Raw genomic sequence first — 18,000 nt, forward strand, 5'->3', positions numbered from 1 at the left:
TGATCTCCCCCCTTGTGGGGGAGATGTCCGACAGGACAGAGGGGGGTGAATACATCCACCAACATTGCAGTTGCAGAACATACCTCTCCCATCACCACGCCCGCTTTTGCGTCTGGCTATTGAAAAGGTGGGAAAGACGGGCGATCCAAAGGGGAACGCGGGTGTCTTTATTGGTAGTGTAGTCAGTGCGTTCCCCGGAGATTTTCCTGTTTGAGCCAAGAAAATAACCGGATCACCCGTCCCGATGACTGGTTTTACCCTTGTGAGATAAAACCGCTTCCCCTGCGGTTGGGTTCTCCCCGCAGGTGAAATCACCGATCCTTTCCTGACTTCGAAAGTTTCCGGAGCATTCCCGCCGGAAAGGACACCATCAGAATAAGCCATGTGGGATGGTGTTGGATAAGTTGGCATGATTTTTCTTTGAAAAGATTGTTGCAGTAACATAGCGCGTGGTTCGACAAGCTCACCATGAGGGAGAGAGAGAGGATTGCGGGGAGCCAAGTTCTGCAACCTTTGTGAAGTGCAACATTGATGATGTAAAATCTCTGAAATTATCGTTGCATCCACCCAAGTCCCTCATGGTGAGCCTCCTGACCCTGTCGAAGGGCGAACCACGAACCACGGCGGCATTCACCCGCCCAACAAACGCCTCCCACCCCGGTTTCCTTTTGGTGCCTTGGCAACCGGAATGTGCGTTCTTCACAAGCCTCCACCCCATGCTTAACTAAGCCGCAACGGAAATTCGAAGGTGAAGATCATGGAACTCGGCATCTATACATTTGCAGGCATGAGCCCTGACCCGGCAACCGGTGTTGCCATTGATGCGCATCAGCGCATGCTGAATCTGCTCGAAGAGATGGAACTGGCCGATCAGGTCGGTCTTGATGTTTTTGGCATTGGCGAACATCACCGGCCGGATTTCGTCATTTCAACGCCCGCTGTGGTTCTGGCCGCGGGTGCGGCGCGTACCAAGAACATTCGCCTGACCAGCGCCGTCACGGTTTTAAGCTCCGAAGATCCGGTTCGCGTGTTTCAGGAATATGCGACGCTCGATCTCATCTCGTCGGGCCGCGCGGAAATCATGGCCGGGCGCGGTTCGTTCATCGAATCCTTTCCGCTGTTCGGTTATGACCTCAACGATTATGACGAGTTGTTCACCGAAAAGCTCGACCTGCTGCTGAAACTGCGGGCCAGCGAACGTGTGACGTGGAAAGGCAATCTGCGCGCGCCGATCAACAATCTCGGCGTCTATCCGCGTCCGGTGCAAAATCCCCTGCCCGTATGGATTGCTGTTGGCGGCACACCCGCTTCGGTCATTCGGGCCGGTACACTTGGTCTGCCGCTTGCGGTTGCAATCATCGGCGGTGAGCCACACCGCTTTGCACCACTGGTTGAACTTTACCGCGAGGCCGGAGCAAAGGCTGGCCATGCGCCTGAAGTGCTGAAGGTTAGCATCAATTCGCATGGCTATGTCGCCGAGACATCGCAGGCCGCAGCGGATGGCTATTGGCCGTCCTATGAGGTGGTGATGAACAAGATCGGGCGCGAACGCGGCTGGCCGGCGAGCAACCGGGCGCAGTTTGAAGCGGGCCGCACGCCGCGCGGTGCACTTCTTGTGGGATCACCGCAGGAGGTCATCGACAAGATCATGCTGCAGCATACCTACTTCAAGCATGATCGTTTCATGCTGCAGATCGATCTTGGCAGCCTGCCGCACAAGAACACGCTGAAGGCCATTGAGCTATATGGAACCAAGGTTGCCCCTGTCATCCGCAAGGAACTCAGTCAGTCAGTGAAGGCCGAAGCAGCATTGGTATGAAAGACTGAAAATGGCGGCGCTTCGGTCCCGCCATTATCAGGCCATGGCGAGCCCAAAGCCCTGCATCAGCCGCCGTGTTGAAAAATCGGGGTCGCCCGATGTGAACACAGCAATATCGTCGCCATGCTCAGGCTCGATACCCGTACCATTGGGCTTGAGCAGCGATAAAGTGCGGCGAGCAATCGCCTCAGCCGGATCAAGCCAGTCCACAGGCCATGGCGCCAGCCGGCGAAACACATTGGCCAAAAACGGGTAATGCGTGCAGGCGAGCACGACAATATCGGTGCGCTTGCCATCCATCTCGACAAAACACGGGGCAATCTCAGCCAATATGTCGACATCATCAATATGATCGCCGCGAATATGCGCTTCGGCCATGCGGGCCAGATTCTGGCTGCCAACAAGCCGCACATGGCATTTCGTGGCAAAGGACTGAATGAGATCGCGGGTATAGGCGCGCTTCACGGTGCCGGGCGTTGCCAGCACCGAGATGAGGCCCGATGATGTGCGCTCGGCAGCCGGTTTGATCGCAGGGACTGTGCCGACGAAAGGCACCGATGGAAAGGTCAGGCGCAGATCATCCAGCACCAGTGTTGATGCCGTGTTGCAGGGGATGATGACGATCTCGGGATCATATTTCGCAATAAACCCCTCGAACAACCCGACAATGCGCTCACGCAACGGTTCTTCTTCCCAGTCGCCATAGGGGAAACCGGCATCATCGGCGATATAGACAAAGCGCCTGTTGGGGATGAGCACCCTCGCCTCGCGCAGCACGGTCAAACCGCCAATGCCGCTATCAAATGCAATGATTGGCCGATCGGCTGTTTCACTCATCGCCTGACGTGTCCTCCTCGGGAGCGATAATCTTTTTCGCCACCGGCTTTTCCCGCTTGCGCCCTTCCGGCGCGCCGGAGCCGCGTGGCGTCTTCGGGCTGAAATAATCGAGCGAGACGACAACGCCGCGCAGCAACTTCAATTCCGAATCGGAAAATCCGGCGCGGGTCAACACACCGCGCAGATTGTTGACCATGATTTCCTTGCGCGCCATGGGGCGGAAATATCCGCGCGCTTGCAAAGCATCTTCCAGATGGTTGAAAAAGCCCTGCAGCTGTTCTTTCGGCGCAGGCTCAAGCTCGGGACCACGGAACGCCGTGTCCGTTTCCTTTTCCAACCCGGATTTCATCCACTCATAGGACATGAGCAAAACCGCCTGTGCGATATTCAACGACGAAAATGCCGGATTGACCGGAAATGTCACCAGCTCATCGGCGAGGCTGACTTCGTCATTATTGAGGCCAAAACGCTCGCGGCCAAAAAGAATTCCTGTTTTCTCACCCCGGTTAAAGCGCTGGCGCAATGTCTGCCCGGCTTCAACTGGTCCGCGCACCTGCTTGAACGCATCACGCTCGCGCGCCGTGGTGGCATAAACAAAATGCAGGTCCTCGATGGCCGATGGCAGATCGTCATAGACCTTGGCGGCATCGATGATGTGGTCGGCCCGGCTGGCAGCGGAGCGCGCCTTGTCATTGGGGAATTCCTCGCGTGGTTTAACGAGGCGTAATTCCGCCAGACCGAAATTCGCCATGGCCCGCGCCACCATGCCGATATTTTCGGGCAATTGCGGCTCAACCAGTATGATTGCCGGTCCTTCGGCGATGAGCGTGCGCTGTCTGTCTGTACCTGCCATGATCAATCCATTGTGAACGCCGCCCTCATACAACGCGCTTTTTCACGGGGCAATGCGGTGTTTTGATTGTGCTTGGTTCGTGGTTCGTGGTTCGACAAGCTCACCATGAGGGAGAGTGAGGATGAAAGGCTATTCTTAGAGATTGCAGATCAAACAGATTACGGATCACAAGGGCTGCAGAATATGGCTCCCTTTCATCATCCCTCTCCCTCATGGTGAGCTTGTCGAACCACGAACCACGAACCACGCACCAGCCCTCCACTTTTCCCCCCTCAAAAGCTCTCACCCGCATTATTCCGCATGGATTGCCATCAAAGCGTTAAAGCCTGTCTTTGCGTTCTCGTTTGCGAGTGCTATAGGGGCGCGAACCCTCAATGAAAACCGATGCTGGCATTCCCAGACCAGCAAAAAAGAGGCTGACTATTCATGGCAAAGATCAAAGTTGCAAACCCGGTTGTCGAGCTTGACGGCGACGAGATGACCCGCATCATCTGGCAGTACATCAAAGAAAAGCTGATCCATCCTTATCTCGACATCGATCTGAAATATTATGATCTGGGCGTCGAGCACCGCGATGCAACCGATGATCAGGTGACCATTGATGCCGCCAATGCGATCAAGCAGTATGGCGTCGGCGTCAAATGCGCCACCATCACCCCGGATGAACAGCGCGTTGAGGAATTCGGCCTCAAGAAGATGTGGAAGTCGCCCAACGGCACCATCCGCAACATTCTCGGCGGCGTTATCTTCCGCGAACCGATCATTGCCAAGAACGTTCCCCGTCTGGTTCCGGGCTGGACACAGCCGATCATCGTCGGCCGCCATGCTTTCGGCGATCAGTACCGCGCCACCGATTTCAAATTCCCCGGCAAGGGCAAGCTGTCGATCAAGTTTGTCGGCGAAGATGGCAAGACCATCGAACATGAAGTCTATGACGCACCGGGCGCGGGCGTCGCCATGGCCATGTACAATCTGGATGATTCCATCCGTGATTTTGCGCACGCCTCATTCAACTATGCCTACAACCGCGGCGTTCCCTGCTATCTCTCGACCAAGAACACCATCCTCAAGGCCTATGACGGCCGCTTCAAGGATATTTTCCAGGAAGTGTTCGATGCCGAATTCAAGGACAAGTTTGCCGAAAAGAAGATCACCTATGAGCATCGCCTGATTGATGACATGGTCGCATCCGCATTGAAGTGGTCCGGTGGTTATGTCTGGGCCTGCAAGAACTACGATGGCGACGTCCAGTCCGACATCGTGGCACAGGGCTTTGGCTCGCTCGGCCTGATGACTTCAGTGCTGATGACACCGGATGGCAAGACGGTGGAAGCGGAAGCCGCCCACGGCACGGTGACGCGTCACTACCGCCAGCATCAGAAGGGCGAAGAAACCTCGACCAACTCCATCGCCTCGATCTTCGCCTGGACGCGTGGCCTCGCCCACCGCGCCAAGCTTGACGGCAACAAGGAGCTGGAACGCTTCAGCCTGACACTGGAAAAGGTCTGCGTGGACACGGTTGAATCCGGCTTCATGACCAAGGATCTGGCGCTGCTGATCGGCCCGGATCAGCCTTGGCTCTCAACCACAGGCTTCCTCGACAAGATCGACGAAAACCTGCAGAAAGCCATGGCTGCCTGATCAGGCAATCATTTCGAAATGGAAAAGCCCTGTCGAAAGATGGGGCTTTTTTCTTGCTCTGCTCAAGAAACAAACAATCGCACTTTTGATCCCAACATCACGTTTCCGATAGGGATCGAGTTTCGGCCAATGCGAACAGAACAGAAAAGATTTGAATATTCAGAATGTTGCATGTGAAATGATTGTCATTTCGCAAAAGGACATTTCGAGACAATGAAATCATTTCGCAACAAATCCATATATCTGGTTCGCCACGGGGAAACTGTCTGGAACAGTGTGGGACGTTTTCAAGGACAGTTGAATTCTGCATTGACACAACGTGGAATTGAACAGGCTGAGCAAGTGGGGACGATTTTAGCCCAGGAAATCAAAGACCATTCGTTTCCCATCAATATTCACATAAGTCCGTTGGGACGCGCCAGAGAAACTGCTTCTATCCTTACGAGACATGTCGATTTACCCAGCCGTGAAGAACCGCGAATTTCCGAGGTAACCCTGGGATCATGGGATGGAATGACGCACTATGAGATAGATACCGAATATCCCGGCCTGCTCACCGGCGCAGATGCTTTTGACTGGTATTTTCGATCTCCGGATGGCGAAACATTCGATTCTGCGTGTGTCCGTGTGAAAGCGTGGCTGTCTGACCTATCCGTGTGCACAATTGCAATATCGCACGGGTTAACAGGACGGCTTATACGAGGCCTGTACCTTGGATTGCCTATGCGCGAAATGCTTGAATTGCCTGTCCCGCAAAATGGCTTCTTCAAACTGCATGACGGCGGCGTGGAATTCATCGCATACAAGGATTGATGATCAAGAAGGCCATGACCGTCTGATCAGTCAAGCATTTCAGAATTGAAAAGCCCTCTCGAAAGATGGGGCTTTTTCTTTGGGTTGCGCTGTCTCCCCGTCGGTATTTTGGGCTTGGTTATTTGACTCGGGATATCTGGCTCTGGGTATCTGGTGGCTAACCATTTGGTTGGTTATTTTGGCTTGGCCATTTGCTACTTCGCCATTTGTTGCTTCTTGTAGCTTTAAACTGATTGCCGCTTTGGGCTGCATTTGGGCTTGCAGCGGGCTGTTTGCAGCTTAAAAATTTAACATTGCCAGCATTTAATATTGCCTAGGTTTGAGGTTGCCCATCGTTGCCATTAGCCATCGTTGCGATTAGCCGACTTTAACGAACATCGCACCTCAGCCGCCATAGTATGATGGACTTGAACGGATGATGGACTTGACCGGACTATTTACAAATGAACTGACCGGACGCATTTCAAGGGGTGCCCACCGTCCGAGCGCGCCCAGCACATCCCGGTCAAATCACATTTGCAGGGGAATTTCCCCCTCGGCATCAGTTTCCATCTCTTGGTCAGATTCCGCCTTTGCTTGATCAAATCCCTCCTTTCCACTCGGTAGCCTGTTCGGCTTTGCCGCCGTAGAACAGATGACCGGGCATCGTGGCAGTTTCATCGTCAATTTCAGATCGAGCACCCGGCGAAATGCATGGGCTGGTATCCTACCGACAATTTTCCCGGCTTTCCCTGCCAGTTCAAAATCAAATCCCTTCGTAGCGGCTGCGACAAAGTCCGCCTCGTCCATCGAAACCACGCCCGTGTCTTCCCGCGTCGGCGAACACGGCAGGAGATAACAAGGCACCTTGGCGCTTAATCCGCCGCTAAACTGCAGTTGCTTACCATAACTCCACGCTTGCGAAATCATACTTTTGCTCGGCCCCACATAGCGTGTCTTGAAACCATAACCCACCGTGGTCGAGTAAAACGGCTGGGCACTCAGCGACGTGAACACAGCGTAGTAAGCCATGACATCAGGTCCATAGGCAGTATCACTTGCCATATGGATATCTTTGACCACCGTCGATGTCTGACAAGCAACAAGCATCACCGCGGCAAATAAAAGAGCCAGAACAGCTTTCACAGCAGCTCACAAAATCAATAATTAAAACAGATACTCAACACGTCGAGGAATACGCTCTCGAACTCATTTACCAAAACTGCATACCAAAAAACTGCACGCATTTACCTACAAACTACTATCCACGCACAACGTATCTGCGCACAACACATCCATCGAAGCATTGTAAAAACATACCAAAAATAGAATGAGATTTAAATTAGACCATAGTATAATTGATCATGAATTCCGCACCCTGTATATTCAAGCTCAAGTGACGAATGAGGAAACAAGATTAAGATCCAGGCCGTATCAAGATCTATGTCCTCGACCGCATCAAAGTACCGCCTGAAATGCCCTGAAACACAAAGCGCATTGTTGGGGCTATAAGCGTTTGATGCGAAATGAACGGGCTGTGTGGCTCGCCGTAGAGATCTGCGTGTGAAAGGTGAGCAGTGTATGGCGTGGATTCCAGATGTGTGGATGATGGCCAGATGCGTAGGCGATAGGATAGCAGACCAAGGGATCAAGGGTTGATAGCTCAAGCTCGACGTCTCAATAGTGCCGTCATGCTTCCTGCGGACGACTGTTCCTGCGAACCTCCGCGTTGCACATGGACCATCTTCTTGGTTGCACATGGACCATGTTCTTGAGGGCATCTCTACGGGAGCGGATTGTACTGCCGAATCTGCCGGGATGGTTTTCACGCGCGTTGGTTCACGGCGCCAGCATCGTTCGCAATAGGCCATACGCCGCCAGGAGATCATACGACTAACCACACGCCACCGGCGCGCGCGCTATCATACCCCCGCTAGCGCCAGCGCGTACGTCGACAGCGCGTGCGGCGTCCCGACAAGCGGCATTCGGCAACGGCCACATTCGGCAATTCTCGGCAACTGCCGAGAGGCGGCCTACTGACAGGTGGCTTTGGGCAGACTGAACCAGTCCAAAACCGAACCAAGTCCAATCCCGCCGCCAATCCAATCCGCCTGACGATACGAAAAGAAGCTGCTCTAATTGTGAGCTGAGTTAACCCGCCAAAGCGTCGCGCACGGCCTACCGACACGTGGCTTTGGGTCGGCAGAACCAGTCCAATCCCGCCGCCAATAAAAAGAGGCTGCTCTAATAGTGAGCTGTGTTAACCCGCCGAAGCGTCGCGCACGGCCTACCGACAGGTGGCTTTGGGTAGACAGAACCAGTCCAATCCCGCTGCCGATCCGCCTGACGATACGAAAAGAGGCGCTCAAATAGTGAGCTGCGTTAACCCGCCAAAGCGTCGCGCACGGCGGTAATAGCAGCCTCGGCCTTGGAGCCATCGGGACCGCCAGCCTGCGCCATGTCAGGACGGCCACCACCACCGGCACCGCCAAGTGCCGCTGATGCGATCTTGACCAGATCGACGGCGCTGAATTTGCTGACGAGATCATCGGTGACGCCAACAACAGCACTGGCCTTGCCGTCTTCCGAGACGCCGATAAAGGTCACGATGCCGGAGCCGACAGTCTTCTTGGCGTCATCGGCCAACGGCTTCAGGTCGCGCGGACTGACGCCAGTGACAACCTTGCCGATGAAGCCGACGCCGTTGACGGTTTCGGACTGCGCACCGCCAGTGCTGGACCCGCCAAGTGCTAGTTGCTTGCGGGCTTCAGTCAATTCCCGTTCCAGCTTGCGGCGTTCATCCATTAGCGCGGTCACCCTCGACAATGCATCGGCGGGTGAAGATTTGAGCGCGCTGGCAATAGCCTTGACGCGTTCATCCTGCTCTTCGAGATAGCGGCGGGCCGCCTCGCCTGTCAGCGCTTCCATGCGGCGAACACCGGCAGCAACAGCGCTTTCCGAGACAATACGGATCAGGCCGATATCGCCGGTTGCACGCACATGCGTGCCGCCGCAAAGCTCGGTTGAATAGCTCTTGCCTGTTTTTTCGCCATGCAGGGCCGTGCCCATGGAGACAACACGAACCTCATCGCCATATTTTTCGCCGAACAGCGCCATGGCGCCTTCGGCAATAGCGTCATCCACCGCCATCAGGCGGGTGCTGACAGGTGCATTCTGCAGGACGATTTCGTTGGCGAGATCTTCGATAACAGCGAGTTCCTTGTCGGAAATCGGCTTCGGATGCGAGAAATCGAACCGCAGCCGATCCGGTGCAACAAGTGAACCTTTTTGCGCCACATGGGTGCCGAGCGTTTCGCGCAGTGCTTCGTGCAGAAGGTGCGTGGCCGAATGGTTGGAGCGGATACGCGTGCGGCGTGCGCTATCAACCACCAGCTCAACTGGCGCATCCAGTTTCACTGTGCCCTTGACGACCTTGCCGAGATGCACGAACACGCCGTCATTCTTCTTTTGCGTATCGGTGACGACAACCGTAAAGCCATCACCGGAAATGACGCCCATATCGCCCTGCTGGCCACCGGATTCGCCATAGAATGGCGTCTGGTTGACCACGATGGCAACATTCTCGCCTTCTCCGGCACTTTCAATCTGCACACCATCACGCACCAGTGCAGTCACAACGCCTTCGGCCTTCTCCGTTTCATAGCCGAGGAACTCGGTCGCACCGACCTTGTCGCGCACCGCGAACCAGACCGTTTCTGTGGCAGCATCGCCCGAACCGGACCAATGGGCGCGCGCCTCCGCCTTCTGGCGTTCCATGGCAGCAGCAAAAGCGTCGGTATCAACAGCAATGCCGCGCTGGCGCAGGGCGTCCTGTGTCAAATCAAGCGGGAAGCCGAATGTGTCGTAGAGCTTGAACGCGGTTTCGCCGTCAAGACGATCACCTTCGCCCAGACCTTCCGTCGCATCGCTGAGCAGGCCAAGGCCGCGATCCAGCGTCTTGCGGAAGCGGGTTTCCTCAAGCTTCAATGTTTCGGAAATCAGGGCTTCAGCACGGATCAACTCCGGATAGGCCTGACCCATCTCGCGGATCAGCGCGGGCAGCAGGCGCCACATCAGCGGCTCCTTCGCACCAAGCAACTGCGCATGGCGCATGGCGCGGCGCATAATCCGGCGCAGCACATAGCCACGGCCTTCATTGGATGGCAGCACGCCGTCAGCAATGAGGAAGCTTGACGAGCGCAGATGATCGGCAATCACCCGGTGGCTGGCGCGGAATTTGCCTTCCGCCTTGACGCCAGTTGCATCTTCCGACGCGCGAATGAGCGCACGGAAGAGGTCAATATCGTAATTGTCATGCTCACCCTGCAGCACCGCAGCCAAACGCTCCAGCCCCATGCCGGTATCGATCGACGGGCGCGGCAATTCAATGCGCTGTTCCTTGGTGATCTGCTCGAACTGCATGAACACCAGATTCCAGATTTCGATAAAGCGGTCGCCGTCCTCATCGGCGCTGCCGGGAGGGCCGCCCCAAATATCTTCGCCATGGTCGTAGAAAATTTCCGAACACGGACCGCAAGGACCGGTGTCACCCATGGCCCAAAAGTTGTCGCTGGTGGCGATGCGGATGATGCGGTCTTCAGGGAGACCGGCAATTTTTTTCCAGAAACCAGCCGCCGCGTCATCCGTATGGTAGACGGTGACCAGCAGCTTGTTCTTGTCGAGACCAAATTCTTTGGTGATCAGGTTCCAGGCAAGGTTAATCGCCTCTTCCTTAAAATAATCGCCAAAGGAGAAATTGCCGAGCATTTCAAAAAAAGTGTGGTGGCGGGCGGTATAACCCACATTATCCAGATCATTGTGCTTGCCACCGGCGCGCACGCATTTCTGCGATGTGGTGGCGCGGCTATAAGGGCGCTGCTCCAGACCGGTGAAAACATTCTTGAACTGCACCATGCCGGCATTGGTGAACATCAGCGTCGGGTCATTGCGCGGGACAAGCGGGCTCGACGCCACGATCTCATGGCCGTTCTTCTTGAAATAGTTCAGAAATGTCGACCGGATCTCGTTGACGCCACTCATGTGCATTGCCTTCTGACTTGTCTTAAACCAAAGCGGAATAACCCCTTATTGCATCAAAGGGGCAGAACGCAACGCTTGTAGCGAGGCCACCGCTGCCTGTCCAGAAAATCCGGGAGAGTTGGGGGCTCAAACATCAACGGGTGTTGAGTTCAGTGCTGAACTCCTCTTCGAACATGCCTCTGCCCGTCATCCTCGGGTTTGACCCGAGGATCCACTGCTAAGCAGTCGAACGAACCCGGCTATTCAGCGCTTTTAAATTGTGGGTCCTCGGGTCAAGCCCGAGGATGACGGGGAGAGATATCTTAGACGTGGCGAGCAGGAAGTGCGCACCACAAACCATGCCAAAAAAAGAAAAACCCGTATCCACAGCTGGATACGGGTTTCACATCACAGACCAGAAACAGCCTGTCCCGGGAGATCAGCCTTCGGCGGCCTCGGGGCCATCCGTGTCTTCAATATCGTCAGGGCCCTTGTCGAGCATCTGCTCGGCGATGAGACCGGCGTTCTGGCGCAGAACCAGCTCAATCTCATTGGCCACCTCAGGATTGTCCTTGAGGAAGATTTTCGCGTTGTCGCGGCCCTGCCCCAGACGCTGGGAATTGTAGGAGAACCACGAGCCGGATTTTTCAACGATGCCAGCCTTGACGCCGAGATCAACCAGTTCGCCCGTCTTGGAAACGCCTTCGCCATACATGATGTCGAATTCGACCTGCTTGAAGGGCGGTGCCAGCTTGTTCTTCACAACCTTGACGCGGGTCTGGTTACCGACCACTTCGTCACGCTCTTTCAAGGCGCCGATACGGCGAATATCCAGACGAACCGAAGCGTAGAATTTCAGCGCATTACCGCCTGTCGTGGTTTCGGGCGAACCGAACATCACGCCGATCTTCATGCGAATCTGGTTGATGAAGATAACCATGCAATTGGAGCGCGAAATCGAAGCGGTCAGCTTGCGCAGTGCCTGGCTCATCAGGCGTGCCTGCAGGCCGGGGAGAGAATCGCCCATCTCACCTTCAATTTCCGCACGCGGGGTCAAAGCCGCCACGGAGTCGACCACCAGAACATCGATCGCACCGGACCGCACCAGCGTATCGGTGATTTCGAGCGCCTGCTCGCCGGTATCAGGCTGCGAAATCAGGAGGTTTTCAAGGTCCACACCCAGCTTACGGGCATAGACAGGATCAAGCGCATGTTCCGCGTCAACAAAGGCGCAGATACCGCCTTTCTTCTGGGCCTCGGCAATCGTATGCAGCGCAAGTGTCGTCTTACCGGAACTTTCAGGCCCGTAAATCTCGACAATACGGCCTTTCGGCAAACCACCGACGCCAAGGGCTATATCAAGCGAAAGCGATCCGGTCGAAACCGTTTCAATTTCCACAACCTGCTCATTGCGTCCCAGCCGCATGATCGAGCCCTTACCAAAGGCCCTCTCGATCTGGGACAATGCCGCATCCAGCGCTTTCGTTTTATCCACCGAATTACCCTCAACTAACCGCAAAGAATTTTGAGCCATAATACACTACCCCTGTACTATCCATGAAGTCCGGACGCTCCGGTCTATGAAGATATTTGTATCTGTTTTGTTCTCATTTGGCAATATGCATAACCAATTGAAAAATAATGATAACTCAAAAATGTTCTTAAAACGTTCTTGTAGGCGATGCCAATCCCTTGTCCACATATTCCTTGGCGCGAACTGCCGCAAATGCCGAAACAGCCCATTGTAAATTCGAATCGTTCTGATGATTGCGTAAGGCAACGGAGCAATTTAGAGAGGAGCCAGACCAAGTGTCTTGCAACCGATCATTTTGTTCAGCAAAAGCCTTCACTATGACCCAGGACCAAATCCCGCTGCTTTTTGCTGTCGGCGGCGCCCATATGGACCGGCGCGGCCAAAGCAGTGTGCCCTTTATAGCGGGCGCTTCGAACCCCGGCGTGATGCGCGAGGAACCGGGCGGCGGCGTGTTCAATGCGCTGCGCCTCGCGGTCAGGCGCGGCGTCAAGGCAGAGATGTTGTCGGTACGCGGCGGCGACCGGGTCGGCGATGTGATCAGCGCGGCGTTTGAAGCTGCCGGAATCAAAGACAGTTCCGCCGTGTTCATCGACCGGACAACGCCAAGTTACACGGCCATTCTGGATGAACGTGGCGATGTGGTTGCCGCTATCGCCGATATGGCGCTGTATGAACTCGCTTTGCCCCGGCAATTACGCCGGCGCAAGGTGCGCGATTCCATTGAAGCAGCCGATGCGGTTTTTGGCGATGCCAATCTTCCTTCGGAAGGTTTGCAACGGCTGGCGGGCCTTGCCGGAGACAAGCCGCTCTATGCGCTGGCGATTTCTCCGGCCAAGGCTGTGCGATTAAAACCAGTGCTTGGCGATCTTGCCTGCCTGTTTCTCAACCGGCGCGAGGCGTTTGCGCTGACGGGGCTGGGCGCAGATGCAGGCCTGCCTGATCTTCACAAGGCTTTAAAGGCCGAAGGTCTGCGCGCGGCTGTCGTCAGCAATGGCGGCGATGCTGCACTTGTCTATTCCGGTGCGCGCGCATTCTCTTTGCTTCCCCCTGAGATATCAGGGATTGCCGATGTAACCGGCGCTGGTGATGCGCTGGCGGGAGGCACCATTGCCGCGCTGATGCGCGGGCGTCCCCTTGAGGATGCCGTGCGCGAAGGCTTTGCCGCCTCGGCGCTAACCCTGCAAACGCACTCCGCAACCCCTGTCTTCACCGCCAAAATTTTTGATACGGCACTTGCACATATCCCGGCACCAAGCCCGCTCTAATGAGCAGCTTTGCCGGATACGATCATATAAAGGAAGAACCATGACCATTTCAGCCCTCAACCCGTTCACCGATATTGCTCCGGAAGTGCAGAAGGCGCTTGATGCCGGGCAGCCTGTCGTGGCGCTGGAAAGCACGATCATCACCCACGGCATGCCCTACCCTGACAACAGCCGCATGGCGGCCGATGTCGAAACCATCATCCGTGAGAGTGGTGCCGTTCCTGCTACCATCGCCATTATTGATGGCCGGTTGAAGATCGGCATTTCAGCCGAGGAGCGCGAGGCATTGGCACAGGTCAAAGGCGCCATGAAACTATCGCGCGCCGATCTTGCCTTTGCGCTGTCGGAAGGCCGCACCGGCGGCACCACGGTTGCAGCAACAATGCTCGCCGCACATCTTGCAGGCATCAAGGTGTTTGCAACGGGCGGCATAGGCGGCGTGCATAAGGGCGCCGAAACCAGCTTCGACATCTCAGCTGATCTGGAAGAACTGGGCCGTACGCCTGTCATCGTTGTTTCAGCGGGGGCCAAAGCGATTCTGGATATTGAAAAGACGCTGGAAGTGCTTGAAACCAAAGGTGTTCCGGTTGTGGTCTATGGCTCTGATGTCCTGCCAGCCTTCTGGTCGCGTCAGTCGCCCATCAAAGCGCCGCTACGCCTCGACACACCTGACGCCATCGCAAAATTTCAGGCAACGCGCAGCGCCATTGGCGTCAATGGCGGCATGTTGATTGCCAATCCAATTCCGGCGGAGAGTGAAATTCCGGCTGAAATCATGGGCGGCTACATAAGCGAAGCGCTGGCGCGTGCCACAAGAAATGGCATTACGGGCAAAGCCGTAACGCCATATCTGCTGTCGGAAATTCTTGATATCACCAAGGGCGAAAGCCTGAAGGCGAATATCGCGCTGGTGGAAAACAATGCACGCCTTGCGGCACGCATTGCTGTTGCGCTGGTTAGCTAAGCGGCGAAATCTGCAGCTCGACGCGGCGGTTTTGCGACCGGCCAGCTTCCGACTTGTTGGAAGCGACGGGCTGGCTCATGCCAAAGCCGCGCACTGCAAAGCGCCGGTTGTCGATGCCCTGCTGGGTCAGATAGTTTGAAACGGAAAGCGCGCGGCGTTCAGACAGCAGTTGATTGTACTGCTCGCCGCCGACATTGTCCGTATGGCCGTAGACATCGATGATGCTCCGGTCGAACTTGCGCAAGACAACCGCAACGGAATTGAGTGTTGCGTAGAATTGCGGCTTCACCGCATCCTGATCCGTCGAGAACGTAATGTTCGATGGCATGTTCAGGATAATCTTGTCGCCAACGCGGGTCACGGATACCCCGGTACCCTGCAACTGGGCCCGCAATTCTGATTCCTGCCGATCCATATAATTGCCGACCGCACCACCCGCCAGCGCGCCGATACCGGCGCCGATCAGCGCTGCGTTGCGACCGGACTTGCCACCCCCGCCAACGGCAAGACCGCCCAGCGCGCCAACTGCTGCGCCAATGGCAGCACCGCCAGCCGTATTCGATATTTTCTGCTCACCCGTATATGGATCGGTCGTGGTGCAACCGGCCAAGAACGTCGCGGCAAGACAGCCGATGGCAAACTTCTTGATCATAGAATCAGTACCCCGTTGGAAATGCGGGAAAATATACCAACGAATACGGCAAAATATGGAAAGAATACGGGCTAAATCGCCCGTATCCGCGCCATGGCCAGAGCATCGACAAACCGCCCGTCCTTGAAGGCGTAATCGCGGTGAATTCCCTCGCGCTCAAAGCCGCATTTTTCATAGAGGCTGATGGCTCTGGAATTGTCCGTATAAACGGTCAGTTCGAGCCGCCGGATATTGAGCCAGTTATCGGCCGCATCAATCAGGGCATGCAGCAGCGCCTTGCCGATACCCCTTCCCGTGAAATCATCATGCACGCCGATGCCAATACCTGCCGCATGGGCACGCCGTCCCGATGATGGTTGCAGGCCCGCATGACCAACAATCTGTCCGCCTGTTTCAGCAGCAATGTTGAGTGCGCCGGGAGCCAGGTTCTCCAGCCATCTGCGTGTCACTTCAACACTCTGAAATGGCAGACGCAACGTGCCGGCACGAAAGCCGGGTAAGCTGGTCAGGACATTGATCTGTTCGAAATCGCCGGGACGCGTGGCGCGGATCGAAAATCCGTTGTGTTCAAGTGGTGGTGGGTTCTGGTCGTTCATATCGCTCTCCATTTGATCGAGGAGAGCAACGGTCAGACCCTGCTCGCCTCATTGGCAGGGTCTGGTGAAAGATCGCGTCGACTTTAGCGCAATAGCTCTCCACCACCCCTGAAAAGGAGTGAGGTGCACAGCATCACGATGGTCGAACGGTTGATCATGGGCAGTATCTTTCACCACAATATCAATGATTTCAAGGGGTGGCCGGATTCAAAACATCATCCCGGTTCAAAAATTTTGACCGATACGCCCGGCGAAATTCGTTTGCGCCCCGCCTGTTAATCAAAGATGCTCCGCGGCAGTTAAACGATAGAATAGGATTTCGCATGACCGACACTTCACAAGCACCCGTAGCAATCATCACCGGCGGCGGACGTGGCATGGGCGCAGGCATTGCCCGCGAACTGCACGCGCGGGGCTATCGCCTTGGCCTGATGTCGCCCTCGGGCAGCGCCATCGAGCTGGCAACAGAACTTGGCGCTATCGGCATCAAGGGATCAGCCGGGGAAGCCAAAGATCTGGAGACGCTGGTTGAAAAGACGGTTGAAGCCTATGGGCGTATCGATGCGGTGGTCAACCACACCGGCCATCCGCCCAAGGGCGATCTGATCGATATCACTGACGAGAAATGGGCCATTGGCAATGATCTGATGGTGCTCAGCGTCGTACGCATGGCGCGTCTGGTCACGCCTTACATGTTGAAACAGGGCAAGGGCTCGTGGGTCAACATCACCACGTTCGCGGCGTTTGAGCCAAGCCTCATCTTCCCGGTATCCTGCGCCTATCGCGCTGCTGTCGGTGCCTATACCAAGCTCTATGCGGATCGTTATGCCGCCGACAATATCCGCATGAACGCGCTGCTTCCGGGCTTCATTGACAGTCTTGAGCACAAGCCCGGTACGGAAACCGGTATCCCGATGAAGCGTCTGGGAACCATGAATGAAATCGCCAAGACAACGGCGTTCCTGCTTTCAGACGATGCAGGGTATATCACGGGCCAAAATATCCGCGTCGATGGCGGTATCACCAAACACGTTTAAGCGATGGTTTGGGCAGCATTGGAGAGTGCTGCCCATCACTGTGCGTGCGTTGAGGGTGTGGTTCGTGGTTCGACAAGCTCACCATGAGGGAGAGTGTGGATGAAAGGGAGCCAGGTTCTGCAGCCTTTGCACTGCACCGTTATAATCTGCAATCTTTGTGATCTGGAACCTTTTTGATCCGTAATCTTGGCGATTATCGTTGCATCACCCCTCTCCCTCATGGTGAGCTTGTCGAACCACGAACCACGAACCACAACCACACACTCCGTCCCTTAATCTATATAAAATTGACACCAAGGGACTCACGCAAATGCCTCTGGCCATTGGGCGTCACTGACACCGCGCGGGTGCCCTCCACGCGTCTGATCCAGTCCTTGTCAAAACAATGGCTGCACAGCGCGGCACCAATGGCACCGGCCAGATGCGGGCGCCGCTCGCTCCAGTCGAGACAAGGGCGGCACAATATGCGCCCCTTCTTCTGGGTGATTGCGCTGACATCCATTCCCAGCCGGTCAAACAGCGACATGCCGGTATCCGTCAGTTCACCCGCATCAAGCCCAAGATCAAGATGTCCTGCCCCGACAAGCGCATCGGTGATGGAAACGCCGAGCTTTCCCGCCAGATGATCGTAACAGGTGCGCCCTGCCCGCAAGGCTGCATCCTTTGGCCCGGTTCGTACAATTTTGGTACTCGTAGCGGGCGTTGCAACCTGCATGATGCTTTCGATCATCTGCGCAACTGCGGGTGATGCCAGCCGGTGATAGCGATGCCTGCCCTGCTTTTCCACCTGTAGGAGCCCGGCCTCGGTCATGCGCATCAAGTGGCTGCTGGCGGTCTGGGCGGTGATACCGGCGAGATGCGCAAGTTCACTGGCGGTCAATGCCCGACCATCCATCAGGCCGGTTAACATGCTGGCGCGGCCGGGATCTCCGGCCAGCGCAGCGATTTCGGCAAATCTTGCATTGTTCGACATGGCACTCTTCCGTGGTTG

Annotated in this window: 14 protein-coding genes; 6 read left to right on the plus strand and 8 right to left on the minus strand. The window is 55.7% G+C overall.

What is annotated here, in order from left to right:
• Positions 1 to 757: 757 nt before the first annotated feature.
• Positions 758 to 1,819, plus strand: coding sequence for an LLM class flavin-dependent oxidoreductase (locus AB4Y96_RS22515; protein WP_441920030.1), 1,062 nt, complete (start codon positions 758 to 760; stop codon positions 1,817 to 1,819).
• Positions 1,820 to 1,855: 36 nt separating this feature from the next.
• Here the strand turns inward: AB4Y96_RS22515 and murI are convergent, their stop codons facing one another.
• Positions 1,856 to 2,656 (minus strand): glutamate racemase, encoded by an 801-nt coding sequence (gene murI / locus AB4Y96_RS22520; protein ID WP_441920032.1) that lies wholly within the window; start codon positions 2,654 to 2,656, stop codon positions 1,856 to 1,858.
• Entirely contained in the window at positions 2,649 to 3,509 is an 861-nt protein-coding gene (locus AB4Y96_RS22525; protein ID WP_441920034.1) for an RNA methyltransferase, read from the minus strand. The genes murI and AB4Y96_RS22525 overlap by 8 nt, the downstream gene beginning before the upstream one ends.
• Before the next feature lie 426 nt (positions 3,510 to 3,935).
• Between AB4Y96_RS22525 and AB4Y96_RS22530 the strand changes: the two genes are divergently transcribed.
• Both AB4Y96_RS22530 and AB4Y96_RS22535 read left to right on the plus strand, forming a co-directional pair.
• Positions 3,936 to 5,150, plus strand: a complete 1,215-nt coding sequence (locus AB4Y96_RS22530) for an NADP-dependent isocitrate dehydrogenase (RefSeq protein WP_091877553.1) — start codon at positions 3,936 to 3,938, stop codon at positions 5,148 to 5,150.
• A gap of 213 nt (positions 5,151 to 5,363) precedes the next feature.
• Positions 5,364 to 5,963 (plus strand): histidine phosphatase family protein, encoded by a 600-nt coding sequence (locus AB4Y96_RS22535; RefSeq protein WP_441920036.1) that lies wholly within the window; start codon positions 5,364 to 5,366, stop codon positions 5,961 to 5,963.
• Between the two features lie 510 nt (positions 5,964 to 6,473).
• Here the strand turns inward: AB4Y96_RS22535 and AB4Y96_RS22540 are convergent.
• From AB4Y96_RS22540 to recA, 3 genes are all read right to left on the minus strand, one after another.
• On the minus strand, positions 6,474 to 7,088 hold the full coding sequence (locus AB4Y96_RS22540; RefSeq protein ID WP_441920037.1) for a hypothetical protein: 615 nt from the start codon (positions 7,086 to 7,088) through the stop codon (positions 6,474 to 6,476).
• A gap of 1,236 nt (positions 7,089 to 8,324) precedes the next feature.
• Positions 8,325 to 10,982, minus strand: coding sequence for an alanine--tRNA ligase (gene alaS / locus AB4Y96_RS22545; protein WP_441920038.1), 2,658 nt, complete (start codon positions 10,980 to 10,982; stop codon positions 8,325 to 8,327).
• Positions 10,983 to 11,400: 418 nt separating this feature from the next.
• Positions 11,401 to 12,495 carry a recombinase RecA gene (gene recA, locus AB4Y96_RS22550; RefSeq protein WP_091877561.1) on the minus strand — a complete coding sequence of 365 codons (1,095 nt, stop codon included), beginning with the start codon at positions 12,493 to 12,495 and terminating at the stop codon, positions 11,401 to 11,403.
• A gap of 317 nt (positions 12,496 to 12,812) precedes the next feature.
• Between recA and AB4Y96_RS22555 the strand changes: the two genes are divergently transcribed.
• On the plus strand, positions 12,813 to 13,760 hold the full coding sequence (locus AB4Y96_RS22555) for a carbohydrate kinase family protein (protein ID WP_091877563.1): 948 nt from the start codon (positions 12,813 to 12,815) through the stop codon (positions 13,758 to 13,760).
• A gap of 40 nt (positions 13,761 to 13,800) precedes the next feature.
• Positions 13,801 to 14,724, plus strand: a complete 924-nt coding sequence (locus AB4Y96_RS22560; RefSeq protein ID WP_441920041.1) for a pseudouridine-5'-phosphate glycosidase — start codon at positions 13,801 to 13,803, stop codon at positions 14,722 to 14,724.
• Here AB4Y96_RS22560 and AB4Y96_RS22565 read toward each other — a convergent pair.
• Complete coding sequence (locus tag AB4Y96_RS22565; protein ID WP_441920043.1) at positions 14,717 to 15,376, minus strand: OmpA family protein; 660 nt, start codon at positions 15,374 to 15,376, stop codon at positions 14,717 to 14,719. The two genes, AB4Y96_RS22560 and AB4Y96_RS22565, sit on opposite strands and share 8 nt — an antisense overlap.
• Positions 15,377 to 15,447: 71 nt before the next feature.
• Positions 15,448 to 15,972: a GNAT family N-acetyltransferase gene (locus AB4Y96_RS22570; protein WP_441920044.1), complete on the minus strand. Its 525-nt coding sequence runs from the start codon at positions 15,970 to 15,972 to the stop codon at positions 15,448 to 15,450.
• Positions 15,973 to 16,295: 323 nt separating this feature from the next.
• Between AB4Y96_RS22570 and AB4Y96_RS22575 the strand changes: the two genes are divergently transcribed.
• Entirely contained in the window at positions 16,296 to 17,009 is a 714-nt protein-coding gene (locus tag AB4Y96_RS22575; protein WP_441920045.1) for an SDR family oxidoreductase, read from the plus strand.
• 277 nt (positions 17,010 to 17,286) lie between these two features.
• On the opposite strand, the gene AB4Y96_RS22580 is transcribed toward AB4Y96_RS22575, so the two are convergent.
• Positions 17,287 to 17,982 (minus strand): ArsR/SmtB family transcription factor, encoded by a 696-nt coding sequence (locus tag AB4Y96_RS22580; RefSeq protein WP_441920047.1) that lies wholly within the window; start codon positions 17,980 to 17,982, stop codon positions 17,287 to 17,289.
• Between the last annotated feature and the right edge of the window lie 18 nt (positions 17,983 to 18,000).

The organism is Phyllobacterium sp. TAF24 (assembly GCF_052113785.1).
GTDB lineage: Bacteria > Pseudomonadota > Alphaproteobacteria > Rhizobiales > Rhizobiaceae > Phyllobacterium.